At 52.0% G+C, this 15,830-nt stretch carries 16 protein-coding genes and 1 pseudogene; 5 read left to right on the forward strand and 12 right to left on the reverse strand.

Translation table 11 applies throughout. The features are described from left to right. Window positions 1-59 precede the first annotated feature (59 nt). Window positions 60-515 (reverse strand): hypothetical protein, encoded by a 456-nt coding sequence (locus tag BUE76_RS01565; protein WP_073039395.1) that lies wholly within the window; start codon window positions 513-515, stop codon window positions 60-62. Between the two features lie 90 nt (window positions 516-605). On the opposite strand from BUE76_RS01565, the gene BUE76_RS01570 reads away from it, so the two are divergent. Continuing rightward, the gene (locus tag BUE76_RS01570; RefSeq protein WP_143157172.1) at window positions 606-851 is read left to right on the forward strand and encodes a hypothetical protein; all 246 of its coding nucleotides are present in this window, start codon (window positions 606-608) and stop codon (window positions 849-851) included. 52 nt (window positions 852-903) lie between these two features. On the opposite strand, the gene BUE76_RS01575 is transcribed toward BUE76_RS01570, so the two are convergent. The 4 genes from BUE76_RS01575 to BUE76_RS01590 form a co-directional block, all read right to left on the reverse strand. After that, window positions 904-1,737 (reverse strand): OmpA family protein, encoded by an 834-nt coding sequence (locus BUE76_RS01575; RefSeq protein ID WP_073039397.1) that lies wholly within the window; start codon window positions 1,735-1,737, stop codon window positions 904-906. Window positions 1,738-2,142: 405 nt separating this feature from the next. Next, the gene (locus BUE76_RS01580) at window positions 2,143-3,048 is read right to left on the reverse strand and encodes a DUF2382 domain-containing protein (RefSeq protein ID WP_073039398.1); all 906 of its coding nucleotides are present in this window, start codon (window positions 3,046-3,048) and stop codon (window positions 2,143-2,145) included. Between the two features lie 75 nt (window positions 3,049-3,123). Then, a complete protein-coding gene (locus BUE76_RS01585; RefSeq protein ID WP_073039399.1) occupies window positions 3,124-3,852 on the reverse strand; it encodes an OmpA family protein in 729 nt (242 codons plus the stop codon). A 202-nt stretch (window positions 3,853-4,054) separates the two neighbouring features. Beyond that, window positions 4,055-4,609 (reverse strand): RNA 2'-phosphotransferase, encoded by a 555-nt coding sequence (locus BUE76_RS01590; RefSeq protein ID WP_073039400.1) that lies wholly within the window; start codon window positions 4,607-4,609, stop codon window positions 4,055-4,057. A gap of 496 nt (window positions 4,610-5,105) precedes the next feature. Here BUE76_RS01590 and BUE76_RS01595 point away from each other — a divergent pair, with 496 nt between their 5' ends. Beyond that, the gene (locus tag BUE76_RS01595) at window positions 5,106-6,257 is read left to right on the forward strand and encodes an App1 family protein (protein ID WP_073039401.1); all 1,152 of its coding nucleotides are present in this window, start codon (window positions 5,106-5,108) and stop codon (window positions 6,255-6,257) included. 90 nt (window positions 6,258-6,347) lie between these two features. Here the strand turns inward: BUE76_RS01595 and BUE76_RS01600 are convergent, their stop codons facing one another. After that, on the reverse strand, window positions 6,348-7,199 hold the full coding sequence (locus BUE76_RS01600; RefSeq protein WP_073039402.1) for a dienelactone hydrolase family protein: 852 nt from the start codon (window positions 7,197-7,199) through the stop codon (window positions 6,348-6,350). 151 nt (window positions 7,200-7,350) lie between these two features. On the opposite strand from BUE76_RS01600, the gene BUE76_RS01605 reads away from it, so the two are divergent. Then, window positions 7,351-8,286, forward strand: coding sequence for a manganese catalase family protein (locus tag BUE76_RS01605; protein WP_073039403.1), 936 nt, complete (start codon window positions 7,351-7,353; stop codon window positions 8,284-8,286). A gap of 712 nt (window positions 8,287-8,998) precedes the next feature. Further along, a complete protein-coding gene (locus tag BUE76_RS01615; protein ID WP_083596310.1) occupies window positions 8,999-9,775 on the forward strand; it encodes a M90 family metallopeptidase in 777 nt (258 codons plus the stop codon). A 347-nt stretch (window positions 9,776-10,122) separates the two neighbouring features. Here the strand turns inward: BUE76_RS01615 and BUE76_RS01620 are convergent, their stop codons facing one another. The 6 genes and pseudogenes from BUE76_RS01620 to BUE76_RS25050 form a co-directional block, all read right to left on the reverse strand. Next, window positions 10,123-10,890 carry a hypothetical protein gene (locus BUE76_RS01620; RefSeq protein WP_073039405.1) on the reverse strand — a complete coding sequence of 256 codons (768 nt, stop codon included), beginning with the start codon at window positions 10,888-10,890 and terminating at the stop codon, window positions 10,123-10,125. Between the two features lie 172 nt (window positions 10,891-11,062). Further along, on the reverse strand, window positions 11,063-12,748 hold the full coding sequence (locus BUE76_RS01625) for a hypothetical protein (RefSeq protein WP_073039406.1): 1,686 nt from the start codon (window positions 12,746-12,748) through the stop codon (window positions 11,063-11,065). Window positions 12,749-12,847: 99 nt separating this feature from the next. Continuing rightward, complete coding sequence (locus BUE76_RS01630) at window positions 12,848-14,065, reverse strand: aminopeptidase (protein ID WP_073039407.1); 1,218 nt, start codon at window positions 14,063-14,065, stop codon at window positions 12,848-12,850. Window positions 14,066-14,188: 123 nt separating this feature from the next. Continuing rightward, window positions 14,189-14,488 (reverse strand): hypothetical protein, encoded by a 300-nt coding sequence (locus tag BUE76_RS01635; RefSeq protein ID WP_073039408.1) that lies wholly within the window; start codon window positions 14,486-14,488, stop codon window positions 14,189-14,191. Between the two features lie 146 nt (window positions 14,489-14,634). After that, a pseudogene (locus BUE76_RS25420) lies at window positions 14,635-14,772 on the reverse strand (DUF4174 domain-containing protein); the annotation flags it as partial. A gap of 14 nt (window positions 14,773-14,786) precedes the next feature. Then, on the reverse strand, window positions 14,787-15,008 hold the full coding sequence (locus BUE76_RS25050; protein WP_073039409.1) for a hypothetical protein: 222 nt from the start codon (window positions 15,006-15,008) through the stop codon (window positions 14,787-14,789). 144 nt (window positions 15,009-15,152) lie between these two features. On the opposite strand from BUE76_RS25050, the gene BUE76_RS01650 reads away from it, so the two are divergent. Further along, window positions 15,153-15,527 (forward strand): YccF domain-containing protein, encoded by a 375-nt coding sequence (locus tag BUE76_RS01650; RefSeq protein WP_073039410.1) that lies wholly within the window; start codon window positions 15,153-15,155, stop codon window positions 15,525-15,527. Window positions 15,528-15,830 lie beyond the last annotated feature (303 nt).

Genomic DNA, 15,830 nt, shown 5'->3' on the forward strand with positions numbered 1-15,830 from the left:
GGGTCCTGAAACAAATTAGCCCGGTACAAACAGGAACCAGAACAGAATAAACAGAAAGTTTAAGAAGCAGTTGGCTCATCATCGTCTGGGTTCACGCTAACGGTATCGCTAGCCAAATCAAATCCGGCAATACCCACAGCTGGATATGATGCTTTAGCCGGGTATTGCCCACCTCCTTTTGCTGCAGAAATTAAAAGGTTACTGACTTCTCTTTGCTCACTATTATAGTAGGAAGGCACCATTACCAAGCTGGGGCTACCGGGTTGACTTCCCCCAGGCTTCGCAGCATAATAAATCCGCAGTGCATTTACCCCTTCTCCGCTTAACAGTTCTTCAACTAAGGCTTTGTCAAATACAAAGGACAATACACGGTCCTTTAAGTAGTTCTGCGGGTTAAGAGCAGTTATGTCTTTAACCTCTGTGTTAGCAGCTTGTTCATTTAAGGCCTGTAAAATGGAAACGGCCGTTAGGATGTACTGAACAGCTTCTTCTTGCGTGATAAAATCTCCAGCCATATGTGTTAGTGTTTAGTGTGCACGGGCATGCATCCACAGGGTAACACTACGATTCAGGTAGCCATTAGCATCCAAGGGAAAGGAAAGAAGATGGTTCAAAGTAGTAAGGAAAAAGTGCAGAAGCAAGCAAAAGGCAAACAGATAGTAAATTTTTTAACACTTGATCAAACGGCCCTTTTGGTTGTACCAGGGATTGGAGTTGCAAAAACTTTTTTTCCCGCCAATAACCATAAAAACCCGCTTCCTGGCAGGAAGCGGGTTTTTATGGTTGTATTTGCTGCTTTGAAAGGGAAGTTGCCGGGAGCTGGGGAACATCCCCCGAACCCTAAACTATAGAGCTATTGCAGGTTTCCCCCTTTTACAAAGGGGAGGCGGAACACAAGCAGGATCAATAAGGACCCGAAGCATCCTTGGGAGGTGCACCGTTGTTGTTGGCAGGTGCATTGGCGCTTTTGCTGCCATGGGTACCGCCATCCTTATGGCCCTGCTGCTGGATGCCATTTGTGCCATCGGTGCTGCTCTTTAAGGCTTGGTCGGCGGTGCCACCCGTGGTACCACCGGCACCACGGGCAACGATTTCTACCCGGCGGTTTTGCTGGCGGCCCTGCTCAGTAGCATTGGATGCCACGGGGCGGGCTTCACCAACAGGGTGCAGGGAAATGCGGTTGGCCGCAATACCACCATTTTGTACCATCCAATCCCGCACGGCTGTAGCACGCTGCTGGGCCAATTGCTGGTTAGCGGCCGCACTGCCCTGGGCATCGGTATAGCCATAGATACGGATATCGCCACCATTGTAGCGCTGGCCAATGGATGTGGCCACACTACGCAGGCTGGCTTCGGCGGTGCTGCGCAAAGTAGCTTTGCCTGTTTCAAACAATACCTCTTCGCCAATGCCGTAAATGCCATAGCCATTATTGCCCCGCACATCTACGCCACCCTGCTGCAGTTCGCTGTACTGCAGGGCGGGTGCATTGAAATCTATTTCCTTCCAGTCGGCACCGGGGTTCATGGGTATGCCCTCTTTGAGGCCATCGCCCTTGGCAGCATTGTGGCCTTCGTTGTTGAGGTGCTGGTTGGCGGCAATGCCGGCCCGCTCGGGACTGGGGTTGCGGCTCATTAAAAGCGTGATGAGGGCAAGGGCTGCGCCTACAATCAGTACTACCGGTGTCATATTCCTGCGCTTGATAACATGCACATCGCCTGTGTGTTCGTGGATCATGATATTCTTCTTTAAAGATGTTTCAATCTGGTTTGCAATAAATGCGGAGTAAAACCATGCCGGTTTATTCCTGACTTGGGTAAGCTGATTGATTAGAATAGTGCGGTTTGCAGGGGATGAGAATTGTTTCTATAGTTCCACAGCGGTTGGGAGATGGATGATGGGCCATGGACGATGGAGGATGGACAACAGACGATAGACGATGGACGATAGACGATGGACGATGGACAACAGACGACAGACAACTTACCAGACACATTGTTGTCCGTCGTCTGTCGTCTATCTTTCTACTTCCAATTGTAACTGGCCTTTGAACCGCAACCATCAAGCGGCATCATCAGCCCTTCATTCATCCCCATAAAAAAAGCAGCCGGTATGGCTGCTTTTTTTATCAATGGACGGCAATTAAATCCTGCCCGTATCATCATCTCTTCTCAGGCGGTCATTGCCTTCAATCTTGTCCACGTCCACCTCCGTATTGCGCAGGGTATCATGAATGGTTTCATCGCGTTCGGTAACTTCCTTGCTCAGCGAGATCTCTTCCACTACCCGGGCTTCTTTGTTTACCACGGGCACTTCGGCACGCTCGGTAAGCTCGATGTTTTCTTCGCGGATGTCGCTTTCGGTAGCAGCACGGTCAACAGGTACGCGTTCTACCTGCACATGTTCTTCACGCAGGTTCACGTGTTCTACGGCTTCCTCTTCCACGATCTGCGTGCGTACCCTTACACCGCCTGTTTCCACTTCACGTTTACCTACTTCGAGGTCTTCGCGGATAACCGGAATGGCATCGCTATCGGTAGCCTGCCGGCGGTTGCGGTACAGGTTGTCTTCGTTGTAATGATCGTGTTCGTAGAAATCGTTGCCGGTGGTGCCGCCAACGGGTACTGCAGATGTAGCAGCTGCAGCACCTGCCAGTCCCATACCACCCACACCCGCAAATACATTGCGGATGCTGTGCTCGTGGTCGGCAGAGAAATTGTCTTCATCGTATGCAGGCAGCGAGTTTAGCTGCTCGGCGGTGATATTGGGGATGATCACATCATCGTCTTTTTCGTGCAGCTGGGCTACACCAATGGGGATCAGCACTTCTTTTTCTTCATCCAGACCCAGTTCATTATCGTCCAGTTCCACCACCATATAGCGCACCTTGCGCGATGTAGGATCAAACAAGAGTTCTTCTACTTCACCAATAGTGCGGCCGCTATTGTCTTTAACATCCCAGCCGCGGATATCGGTATAACCATCGCGTACTTCAAAATCGCTGCCCTTGAGTTTTTGGAGGCGGTTGCCTTCATTATGATTTGCCATGAGTTTTCGTGTTTGTTGTTAACAATGTTCAGCAATACTGCTGTTGTTGCAGTATTGTGTTTTCTTAAAAAAGCATTACAGGTTGGGCTGTTCGCCGGTGCTGCTACCAGTGCCGGTGGCACCACCACTAGTACCTTCGGCGGCACCGCTGTTGCCGCCAGTACTACCTGCACCACCACGGGCCACAATTTCAACCCTGCGGTTTTGCTGACGGCCCTGCTCGGTAGCATTGGATGCCACGGGACGGGCTTCACCTACGGGGTGCACCGATACATTGCCTTCGGTTACGCCTCCCTGTTGTACCAGCCAGTTGCGTACGGCTTCGGCACGCTGCTCGGCCAGCTCCTTGTTGTAACCGGCACTGCCCTGTGCATCGGTATAACCATAGATGCGGATATTGCCACCGCCATACCGCTGGCCAATGGATGCTGCGATCTGCTTCAGGTTTTGCTCGGCGCCGGAGCGGATGGTTGCCTTGTCGGTATCGAAGAGGATGTCTTCACCAATACCATAGATACCATACTGGTCGTTGCCACGCACTTCGATGTCGCTGTTGGTTACCTCGTTGTAGCGCACGGTAGGTGCGTTGAAGTCCACATCAGCCCAGCCATCTGTGCCGGTACCCATTGCGGCATTGCCGCCGGCACTGGAAAGGGTATCGCTGGTTGCAGCGGCTGCTGTTTCGGGCTCGTCGGTACCGCGGTCGCGGAACAGGAAAAACAACAGGGCAATCAGGCCCAGCCCCAGCAGGAGCCAGGGTAATAAGGAACTTTTCTTCTTGGGTTGCACTTCAATCTCTGCCATAAATTAGGTTTAAGGGTGAATACTTTGTTGGCAGGGTTCTGTGTTCAAAATCATGCCGTCAATTAAATGACACCGAATTCAGGTATAAAATTCCCGGAGGTTTTTGCGTTCTCAATAGGCCGCAATAGCAGTACAAGCATTGATAGCTCCGTTGTTATCGTCCAATCTTTCCCTTTTTCATCCACCGTACTTATTGCGGCATTTAGTGCGCAATGGGATGCAGGTAGACAGCTGGCACCCATTCGGTAAGCCATACCACGTTATCTGAACAGTAAAAAGCATAGCCATCAGCATACATGCGGGCAGCATCTACCTGTACTACTACCGGTGCGCCATGCCGCCGGCCTACTGTAATGGCTGTTGCCTCATCGGTACTGAGGTGCACCTGGTGGCGGCTGCCTTTATGCAGTCCTTGTTGCAGTATGGCTTGCAGATTGGCAGCTGCTGTACCATGGTATAAAATGCGGGGCGGCTGCTGTGGTGCATAACCCAGGTTTACGGGTATGGAATGTCCCTGGCTGGCCCTGATGCGGCGGCCATCGGCACTGAATGCAAAGCGTTGTTTGTTGTTGGCGGCTACCACTTCGTGCAAAGACGGTTCATCAATATCAAAACCTTTTTGTTGCATGCGTTGCAGAAGTTGCGCAACATCGGTCCAGCCGCCATCATCGAGGGCGATGCCCAGCTCATCGGGCTTGTGGCGCAGCACCAGGGAAAGGAACTTGCTGATGCGGGTGATTGCTGTTGCGGAAAGCATAGATGGTTATGGGCAAAGACAGTACCGGCAGTGGTTGTAGGATTTTTTTCGAGTGGATGATCAATGATGATTTTCAGCAGAGCCTGTAGGGCTCCAATCTAAATAGCCGCCGGTACAGCCGGCGGTTAAGAACGTATCAATCAAACGGAACACACAACCTCATAGGGGTTGGGCATTTAATAACTGGCGCTAATTTCTTTTCCGCCGGTTGTACCGGCGGCTATTTAAGTTCAAGCCCTGCGGGCGTGGAGGAAGCTATCAAAAAGGGCTAATTTATTGATGAAGACAATATAGAATGCATTCTTTGATGCTATGGCTTAAAGCCACTCTAATCATCAGGCATACTCCTGTTACGCTTCAACTTCAGCCCAAGGCCATCAAAAAATAAATACCGGATTGCGACTGGTAGCATATACAACAATGCCACCTTTTTGTATACACCAGTAAAGAAAGCGTACCCTCCTACCGCTGGTGCAGCATTTGATAAAGCCCCATTATGCAATTATGGAAAAATAAACTCGTGCGGTTGGTCCGCCACATCGACAATGGTGCCGACGCGGTAAAGGACCTGCTGCGGCAAAGGCTGGGCACTACCGACCCGCTGCACATTGTGCCTTACCGCACCTATGGCACCGCACGGAAAATCTATGTAAAGGGCAGGGTGCTCGAAAACCGCAAGACTGCTTCAGGCACAAAAGAAGACAGCCTGCTGACTAACCTGCTCAATATGTACAAGCGCTTTGAAAGCGACGAGGTGGCGGGCGCCACGGTAAGCATCGGTTTGCAGGGAAAGCAGCATAAAGTGGTTACCGACAGGGAAGGCTATTTTGTATTCGACCTCAACCCCGACGAGCCGGTGCTGGCGGAAGCACTGTACCATACCCTGCCGCTGCAACTGGTGGCTGCACCCTACCCTTTTGAGGTGGTAACGGCCAACGCCGAGATCATGATACCGCCTGCCGATGCGGAGTACGGCATTATCAGCGATATTGATGATACGGTAATCCGCACGGGGGCTACCAGCTTCTTGGCCATGGGCAAAACGGTGCTGCTGGCCAATGCCCGCACCCGCCTGCCCTACCCCGGTGTATCGGAGTTCTACAAGGCTCTGCAACTGGGCCGCAACGGCAAGCGCAACAATCCCTTCTTTTATGTGAGCAGTAGTCCCTGGAACTTATACGACCTGCTGGTGGACTTCCTCGACCACAACGAAATACCGGAGGGTCCGCTCCTGCTCCGCGATTTCGGCATCCAAAGTGAATCTTTTACCAGCGGCGATTACCTGGGACATAAGTTCAAAGAGATCGCGCAGATACTGGATACCTACCCCCACCTCAACTTCGTGCTGGTGGGCGACAGTGGCGAGCAGGACCCGCCCATTTACCTGGAAGTGGTAAAGCATTATCCCGGCCGTATCCTAGCCATCTATATCCGCGATGTGGCCATACCGGAAAAGCACCGGATTGCACAGGATGTGGCGGCACAACTAAAGCCACTGGGTGTGGAGATGATCTTAACCGAGCACAGTGTGCAGGCAGCCGAACATGCCGCTGCCAGCGGGCTGATCTTTTCTGAAAAAATACCTGCTATTGAGCAGGATAAGCAGGAAGACGAAGGCGTGCAGGAGGGGAAAGATATCATGGCGTGACTGGAACCACGGAGACAGTTATGACACAGAGGTTCACAGTAACATATCTCTGTGCTGCTCTGCGTCGCAAGTGTCTCTGTGGTTCAGAAATTAAGCCAGGTGCTCTTTGAAGAAATCAAGCGTACGCTGCCAGGCAAGTTTGGCGGCAGCCTCGTTGTAACGGGCAGCGGAAGTATCGTTATGGAAAGCATGCTGCGCACCTTCGTACAGGTATTGCTCGTAGCGCACACCTGCAGCCTTTAGTGCAGCTTCGTATTCGGCCATGCCGGCATTTACCCGTTCGTCCTGGCCGGCATAATGGAGCTGCACCGCCGACTTGATCTTTGCTACATCAGCTGCCGCGGGCTGCCTGCCATAGAAAGCAACAGCCGCTTTCAGTTCCGGAACATTCACTGCCAGGTTGTTGGCCATGGCGCCACCCCAGCAAAATCCTACGCATCCCAGCTTGCCGTTATAGTCCTTGCGGGAGGCAAGGTAGGCAGCTGCATTTTTAAAGTTTTGCAGGGCATCTTCGGGTTTGATATCGCCAAACCACTGGCGGGCCTCGTCCTCGTTGGCGGGTGTTTTACCCAGCGCCGATAAGGCATTGGGTGCAATGACCAGGTATCCGGCATTGGCAGCCCTGCGGGCCACATCCTCTATATGGGCATTAAGTCCCCTGTTTTCATGGATCACGATCACCGCCGGGTATTTGCCTTCTTTTTTGGGGCGGGCAATATAAGCGGTCATTTCGTTGGGCACACCGGGATACTTGATGTATTCGGTCACCAGGTTGTCTTGTTGGGTAACGGCTGCATGGGCATAGTTGCCCTCCAGTTGGGGCAGTATGGCCATGGCTGCAGCGGTGCTGCCCACCAGCAGGGAAAGCCGCTTGAGAAAGTCCTGCCTGGTGAGTGGCTTATGGGTGTATTCGTCGTAGAGGTTGATGATCTCCTGGTTCATAAAACGGGTTTCGGATCAAGGTACGAAGCGGAAGGTTAGGGAAGGTTAAAGAGTTCGGCATTGGGGCGCCTGCTTCTTTGTACCGCCATGCGGTGCCCGCAAATGGTATGATCTTTTCAACAAGCAAGGCTCACCCTAATAATCAAAGGCTATGTTTTACCACGTTCAATCACTCATCAACGAGATTGTTGCCGACGAACCCGATCCATCGGCAGCCAATGCCCTCCAGGAAGGCCTGGGCGGCCAGTTTGGCGAAATGCGCACCATGATGCAGTACCTCTTCCAGAGCTTCAACTTCAGGGGCAATGCAAAACCCTACCTCGACCTGATACAGGGTGTGGGCATCGAAGAGATCTCGCATGTGGAACTGATCAGCAAAACCATTGCAACCCTGCTGGACGGCTCGCCGCGGTATACCGGCGACACACCGGGCAAAGGCGGCAAAGCTACCATGGAGATGGCCAAGGAGCAGCAGAACCCCCACCATTATATCGTGGGTGCGCAGGGTGCGCTGCCCGTGGATGCGGCAGGCAACCCCTGGCAGGGTTCCTATGTACACAGCCATGGCAACCTGGTGCTGGACCTGATGGACAACCTGGTACTGGAGGCCACCGGCAGGCTGCAAAAGAGCCGTATTTACCAGATGTCGGAAAATAAAACCCTGCGGGCAACAGTGGCCTTCCTCATTGTACGCGATGAGGCCCACCAGGCGGCTTTTGCCAAGGCATTGGAAACGTTGGGCGTAAACTGGAGCAAGGCGCTGCCTGTTCCTAAATTCGACTCGTCGAAACTGCCTGAAGTAAAGAAACTGATGGATGCCGGCATCCACCGCGAGCAGTACCATTTCCGCCTCGATGGTTCCTCCATGGGCGCTATTTTCCAGGGCGCATCGCCCTTTAATGACGGCACCGAGCTGGTAACCCTTGCCGAGCCGGCTAATAGCTACCCCATTATGCCGGCACCGGAAAGGCCTGAGGAATTTTCGCCCGGCCTTGACCCCGAGCTGAAAGCACTTGCCGATGCACTGGCGGAATTCAAGGAGGACTATACCAACCCGAAGAAAACATCGGTACACAAGCGAAAATAAAAAGGAGCCCCTGCGATAAGCGGGGGCTTTGTTTTAGTCAGGAGTTTATAGTTGAAAGTTCAAAGGCAGCAGCAGGTTGATGTGGTTTAGACAGGTTGTATTTAGGCTCAGGCGTTTTAGCAGGCTGTGACCAAACCGTTGAAACGGTTTTGTTTTGAAACGGTTAGCTGCGGCATCCCACGGTTGCAACCGTGGGCTAGATATGCTGATTGGAGGCTCTGTTGGTGAGGGTTTGTTATCTATGAATGCGTGCATACGGCCATTGGAGTATTATATGCAGCCGGTTGCTGCAGACAGGCATCTCCATCTATCACCAGATGCTCCGAAGGTTGCAGGCGATCCGGGCCTATGCTGGGAGGAAAGGACCTCCAGGCACTGTCATGCCGTCTCGCCTAAAGCGAGATCGGCATACCCACTAATAACGGAGTTTACAACAGCAGGTGGAGATCGCGACCTGCGTCGGGATGACAGAATCAATATCAAAGAGACGCTTTCCAATTAAGGCACCAATGTATTGTTTGGCAAAACAGCTTCTGAAAACAAAACACCAGATATGGAACAGTAAACCAGCACATTAATCCCCAACAAAAAACAAGAAACCAGAAACTAGAAACCCCCAACACCAAACCCCTAACTCCAAACCCATAACTCCTAACCCCAACAAAAAACTAAAAACCAAAAACTAAAAACCCTCCCGCCTACCTTCGCCTCCATGATTACGGTGCTCCAGATTGTATTGGTTACCCTGATGCTGATGTTGCTGCTGTACCTGGTGTACCGCCCCAAGCGCGTCGTGTTCAGCGACCTGCCGGCCAACTACGAGGAAATGCTGGAAGATTATGTACGCTTTTATGCCCACCTGGATGCGGGTGATAAGAAACATTTTGCGGAAAGGTTCCGCCGCTTCCTGGCATCGGTGCGCATTACCGGTGCCAACGCCGAAGTAGAAGACCTCGACCGCGTACTGATTGGCGCGGCAGCCATCATCCCTGTTTTTCACATACCCGACTGGGACTATATCAACCTCCGCGAGGTGCTGCTCTATCCCGGCAACTTCAACAACGATTACGAGCAGGAAGGCCGCAACCGCCTCTACAGCGGTATGGTGGGGAATGGCAGCCTGGAGCAGATGATGATCCTCAACAAGTGGGAACTGCGGCAGGGATTCATCAATGGGCACAGTGACAGTAATACTGCCATTCACGAATTTGTACACCTGATCGACAAGATGGACGGCACTCTTGACGGCGTACCCGAACTGCTCTTATTGCGCCAGTATGTTCCGCAGTGGAAAGAGTTGCTGGAAGCGGAGATGCAGGCTATCCGCATGGGAATGTCTGACGTAAAAGCTTATGGTGCTACCAGCCCCGTGGAATGCTTTGCGGTGCTGTCAGAATACTTCTTTGAGCAACCGGAACGCTTCCGCGAACGGCATCCTGAGTTGGCGGAGTTGATGGAACGTATTTATGTACGCAGGCAGAATAGTTGAACCACGGAAACAGGGAGTACAGGGAGGTACACGGAGGATGTGTAATGTGTGTACGGTGCAAACGTCATTGCGAGGCGCAAGTAGTCACTACCATTGTGGTAATCATGCTGCGCCGAAGCAATCTCCTGAACTGGCAGGGTCCAACAGCATGAATTTATAGTTGCTGTGTAATGTGGGGGTTGCTTCAGCGTAGTAAAACATCTTTTGTACACAAGTACCTGCTGGCGCCTTGCAATGAAGATGGGCAAGAGGCAGTTTGCAATAATGATGTTGATAAAGAGAAAACAGATATAAGCAGTAACAATCATAAACAACCGTGTACCTCCGTGCCGCCCTGCCTCCGTGGTTCAATACCGGTGTATATAAGTCATGATATCCGTTTCAAACTGTGCCACCGTCTCGTGGCGCACGCTGCCCACATAGGCCAGCTGGGACCGCAGCTGTTTGTTCTCTTTTAGCTTCTGAAAACGGCTGCGTTTGTATTGCACATCTCCGGTATGGATGAAGGCTTCAATGCGGGTGAGTTGCTCCTGCAAACTATCGGGGCGGGCAATGAACAGATAGGCGGCACGCGAGGCATTGGTATTTTCCCAAACAATAAGTACCCGGCCTGTGCCGGTAATAAAGCGGTAGATATGACTTTCCTCCAGGCGGCTGCCGTACTGCTCCTGTATGGTAATGAGGCGGTATGCTTCCGACTGGTGGCGCGCCAATATTTTTAAGTAGTTGGGTCTTTCCTGTTGCTGTTGTTCCTTGCTTATCTCCGGTGCATCGCCACTTGCAGCACTGCGTTTACGTGGTGCCGTTAGTTTTTTGGCAATGGTTTTGGGTACGGTTGCAAAGCGGGTGATCTCGATGGCTTTTTCTATCAGGTCGTTGATCTCGGCCCAGGCAGGCGAAGCCGCTTTGTCGAGGCTTGAATCTTTAAATACCAGCTTGATGGGCTTGTTGTATTTGGCAACAAAATACTCCTGCTTGATGGCGTTGAGGGAAGCTTGTGCACCCTTGAAAGGAATAGGCTTCAGGATGTGTTGCACCCTGCCCGGACGGATGCGCAAACAACCGGAATCAAATTGTATATCGTCCCAGAGAAGATAAAGCGTGAGGGAGGGCATGGGGCAAAGATAACGGGCGGGGTAGCTGTAGCTGGTTCTGTTTTCATGAAAGCTGAAGGTTGACGGCTGCAAGTTGCATATCAAAAGCAGTGAGCTTTCCAGGGTCTTTGGTATTACTCAGTTGGTGAAGGATTTCCCAACACTGGCCCCGGAGACCCTGCCGCAGTAACACCTATTGGTAAGCTTCAAGCTCTTTTTTCAAAAATGCTACGAACCTGTCGGACTGGCCATAGTGAAAGGCCTTGTGGTTGTCTGCCACTGCCTTTAAGAGTGTTGCAGTTGGATAGTGTGCCAGCAGCAATGCCGCCAGCTTTTCAAATATTTCTGTCTCGTTGGCTTCATCTTCTTCTACCGTCCAATGGTCGTTTCTGTTGAGCACAACCTGCAGCAGCCTTAGGGGGCTGGTGGCAACAAAAGCATCAAAGAAGGCGACAATGGTGGGATAGGGTGTGTCGGTGCCAAGGGTATCCCTCATCTTGTTGTAGTCGCCTTCCGCATGCAGCACTTCAAAATAAAAATGGGCAGCAGCCGGATTGCTGTACTGGCTGACGGCCTTGGCCAAAATCCGCTTGCGCCATTTTTCGCGCTCTACGCCTTCGGGCATGGCTTCATACAGTAGCTTGTAGTCGGCATAACGGAAAATGTGCGGCAGGAGTTTTTCCGCCATTTGCCTTTCCCCTTCCCAGTAGCCCTGCTGCCGGTAAATCTGTTGCAGCAAGAGGAAATAAGGCAGGTCGTAAACCTCTTTGAAATTAACGGCGATCTGCTCCTTGCAATACCGTTCGGCAAGATCCAGATGGCCGAGTTCTACCAGGCGGCCAATCAGTATGCTGTTGAACTCATTGTTGTACCGGATGGGTTTCACCAATTCATAGTGCAGGCCAAACAGCCCGTTGCGGTCCAACAGGTAGAAAATAAACCGGGTGTACTGCTGCCCGTTATGGTACCGGCCCTGGTCGGATGCGCCATAATGGTGGGCAATGGCTTCGATGAGCGCGGTTTTACGTTCGCCGCTACACAGCGCCGCCACTTCGCCGAGGTGGAGGAGGTAGTGCATGCGGATGCCTGCTGCCGGTGCAGCAATATGCCCGATGATGGGTGCAATAGCTTTATCAAAAGCCGTTTGGGTTGCCAGGGTGGCCAGGGCACCGGTGGTGTGGCCGAGCAGCTCGGTGATATAACTGCCTACCCTGGTACTGGTAATGGCAATGCGGTGTGGAAAGGTGATACAGCTTTCCAGTAAAGCGTGAAAGGTATCGAAAGCTTCCGCTTCGGTGAGGTTGGCCAGGTAAAAGTCAACGATGGGTGCATGCAGGCTTTTCCACAGCACGGTGATCTTTTTTACTTCCGATCCGTCCGCCTTCTTCCGGCTGCCGATGACGGCTTTAATGGCCTGCAGGGTTAGCGCTTCGGCCTCCTTGGGGGTGAACTGCTGGCTGGCAGGGGCAAAACGGTGAAGGAAGGCCAGCTCCAAGTCTTTATATACCGATAGCTGCTGCTCTACCCATGCTTTGAGGATTTCAGGATCCAGGTCGTCGAGCAGCTGCGCTGCCACCGAACGCTTGCTTTTGGCCACTGCTTTTTTGGCACCTGCTTTTGGCGTTGTTGCTGCCAGATGGATCAACAGGGCCGCCTGGTGGCGGCAAAATTCCGTTTCGCCGCAGTCGCACCGGCCTTCCTGTACCACGCCCTCTTTGCCCAGGCTAATCGATACGTCGAAGGAGTCGTCGCCATCATCTACATAAGCTACATACTGCCCTTTGGCTGTTTCATCGCACTCCCGCACCGTGCAGGCAGCGGCCCCCTTGAGCAGGGATTTGGATAATTGCTTTGTATAGTTGGATTGGGATAACGCCATAACAATAACCGCCGCCTGGCAGCAGTTTTACTGCAAAATAAAGCACTGGCGGATGCATAAACCTTCAAGGTTTTGAAAACCTTGAAGGTTTGCTAAACATCAATCCAGTTGGAACTGCCCGTCCTGGTAGATGATCTTTTCCGATCCGTCGCGCAGGGTAGCCGTCACGGTGCGGTCGGTAGTGCTGATAATATCGGTGTGTACCTTGGGGCAGCTGTTGTAGCCCATCTCGGCCCACTGCTCCGTGCTTACAGCAGCCATATCGCCGGTAAACGTATCCTTGTAGGCATTGCCTAAAGCAATATGGGTATTGCCAAACTGCCCACCCATATTCTCATCATACAGCGTAGTGGCCATAAAGCGGGTGATCTTGGAGTGACGCCGGTCGGTAAGCGAAAACTCACCCACCTTGTCGGCGTTTTCCTGTGCGATCATTTCTTTCAATGCTTCTTCATTCTCTGTTGCGGAAGCTGCTACTACCACACCATTTTCAAATTGCAGCGAAATGCCCGCAATACGCTTGCCCGAATAATACAGGGGCTGGTTGAAGCGGATGGAACCATTGGTGCCGCGCCAGTCGGGAGAGGTGAAGATTTCAAAAGAAGGGATGTTCTTACCACCGCCACTCAGCCACTTGCGGTTAGCACCGATCTGCACGGTAAGGTCCACATCAGCCCCCTTGAGGTGGAGGGTTTCTATTGCCAGCGCATCCAGCTTATCCTTGATGGCTTCGATCTCTGCCTGCACCTGTTTCCAGCGGCTTACCGGGTCGTCTTCGCGCAGGTAGCAGGCTTCAATGATCTGCTCCCAGTATTCCTCCAGCGAAAGACCAGCTTCATCGGCCATGGATTGGGTGCCATAGAGGCAAAGCGTCCACGACAATTTGCCCGCCTGTTCCTTTTCCTCGCGCATCTTCATGTAGGGCGCACGGGCACTGTTCATCATGCTGATGCGGCTGGCGGGAATGCCTTCGAGGTAGTGCACATCGGGCTCGGAGATGATGAAGAGGATATGATCGGTGGCATCTACAATGCCCTTCCAGTAAGGCTGCGCAAAAAAGCCTACCTGCTCGTCGCTGCCGGCTTCCAGCAGGTAGCGGGCAAGACTGGTATCGCGCATATTATTGGGCAGGTAGTTGGAAATAAGGTTGCCGCCTGCGGCATATATCTCTTTGGCAATAGCCACAAAAAGGTCTTTGGCTATTTCCTGTCCGACCAGGAAAACAGTATCACCTTTTTGGATGCCCTGCCCGTTGTTGAGGGCATAGTGCACCATCACCTGTGCGTATTTCTGTAAAAGGGTTTCGTTGAGTTGCATGAAGCGAAAGAAGGTTTTTTGTTTTTTGTTTCTTGTTTTGGTTATGCGTTTGGAGTTATGGGTTTGGTGTTGATACTTGTAGCTTGAAGCTAGCAGCTTGCAGCTAAAAGCCAGCAGCTCCCCTCACAACTTCATCGCTGCCTCCACGCTGTCCTTGAGTGCACCGGAAGCTTCATCAAAAAGCGAATCTTTTTCCTTCTTGCCGGCCTTGGGGCTGTTCGATTTTTTGATGGTAGCCCTGATGGGTTCGAGGGCTTCAAAGAAGGGCGCCGTTTGCGGGCCGTAACGCGGATCGGCTTCCATGGTCATGAGCAGGTCTTCGTACGCATCGAGGATGCTGTAGATCTCCTTTACGTTTTCGGCGGTATGCCTGCGCGGAATGCGGTTGAACAGGTCCCTTAGTTGCTCATTGATTTCGTTCATATCGAAGTATTCAGGTAAGTAAAGCTAAGATACAATGGACGAAGGACGACGTTGTCCTGATAACCATGTTGTCCGTTGTCTGTCGTCTGTCGTCTGTGGTCTATGGACCATCGTCCATCGTCCATAGACCATAGACCATGGCCCCCTCACTCATCCTTCCTCCCCCGCATCTCCGATTGCCGCATAGGCATGGCGTCGATGATGTCGAAGATTGTGGCTGGTGGTACCGGTTTAGGCGAGCGGTATTTTTCTCCACCATCCTTACCCACCAGTACCAGCACGAAAGGTTCTGTTGCAGCTACCTTGTACTTTTTGTATAAAGCTTTTTGTCTGCCGCCTGCAGCACCTGAAGGTCCCGTTCTTTTAGGCCTTTGGCTTCTTTGTTTAGCAGGGCCAGCTGCTCTTGTACAGCGGTGCTTTGCGCTGCGCCAAAGATGAGGAGCTGCCGCTTGTCGGAAAATTGTGCGTGGGTAGCATGCATGGCAAAAAGGCTTAGGATGAAGAATAGGCTGCTGCGCATATACCGGTTTGTTTACCGTTTATAAATCCCGGGCCAGGGCCACCCTGCCCGCACTATTAAAATACTTATTTTCATCGGGCAGGATGGGTGCCGGCACCTGTAACTATAAAGCTGCCCCTAACCTGAACCCCTGACACACGAACCATGAATACTTTAGGAAACCTTATCTGGCTGGTCTTTGGCGGCTTTTTTGCCGCCATGGGCTATTTTATCGGCGGCCTGGTGCTATGCCTCACCATCATCGGCATTCCCTTCGGGCTGCAATGTTTCAAGCTCGGTCTTTTTGCACTATGGCCTTTCGGGCAGCAGGTGATCAGCACTTCGCAAAACAGCGGCTGTCTCAGCCTCGTGCTCAACATCATCTGGATCCTTTGCGGCGGCTTCTGGATCGCCATCACCCATATTGTATTCGGCCTACTGCTCTTTATCACCATCATTGGTATTCCTTTTGCGCAACAGCATTTCAAGATGGTGGAAATATCGCTGATGCCTTTTGGCAAACAGGTGGTGGCCGACTAGCGCATCAGTATGGGCACACAGATAACACAGATAGCACTGATGTTTTTTGCGATGTTGCAAATGTTTTTTTTATTTGGGATACTTATCTGTGGTGGTCTGTGCTATCTGTGCGCCCCCCTTTACAACATACCTTAACATTCTTAAGCCTTTGCACCGCGGCATTTCCGTTATTTTAGCAGGATAAAACAACCACACAATGGGACTACTCAACCAAGGTAAGGGCGATAAGAAAAAGGGCAACACCGCCAAGCCCCAGAACCAGGGCTCCAAGTTCATTGCCAGTAAAGGTTCCAAACCTGCCGG

Source organism: Cnuella takakiae (genome assembly GCF_001953305.1).
Classification (GTDB): domain Bacteria; phylum Bacteroidota; class Bacteroidia; order Chitinophagales; family Chitinophagaceae; genus Flavisolibacter; species Flavisolibacter takakiae.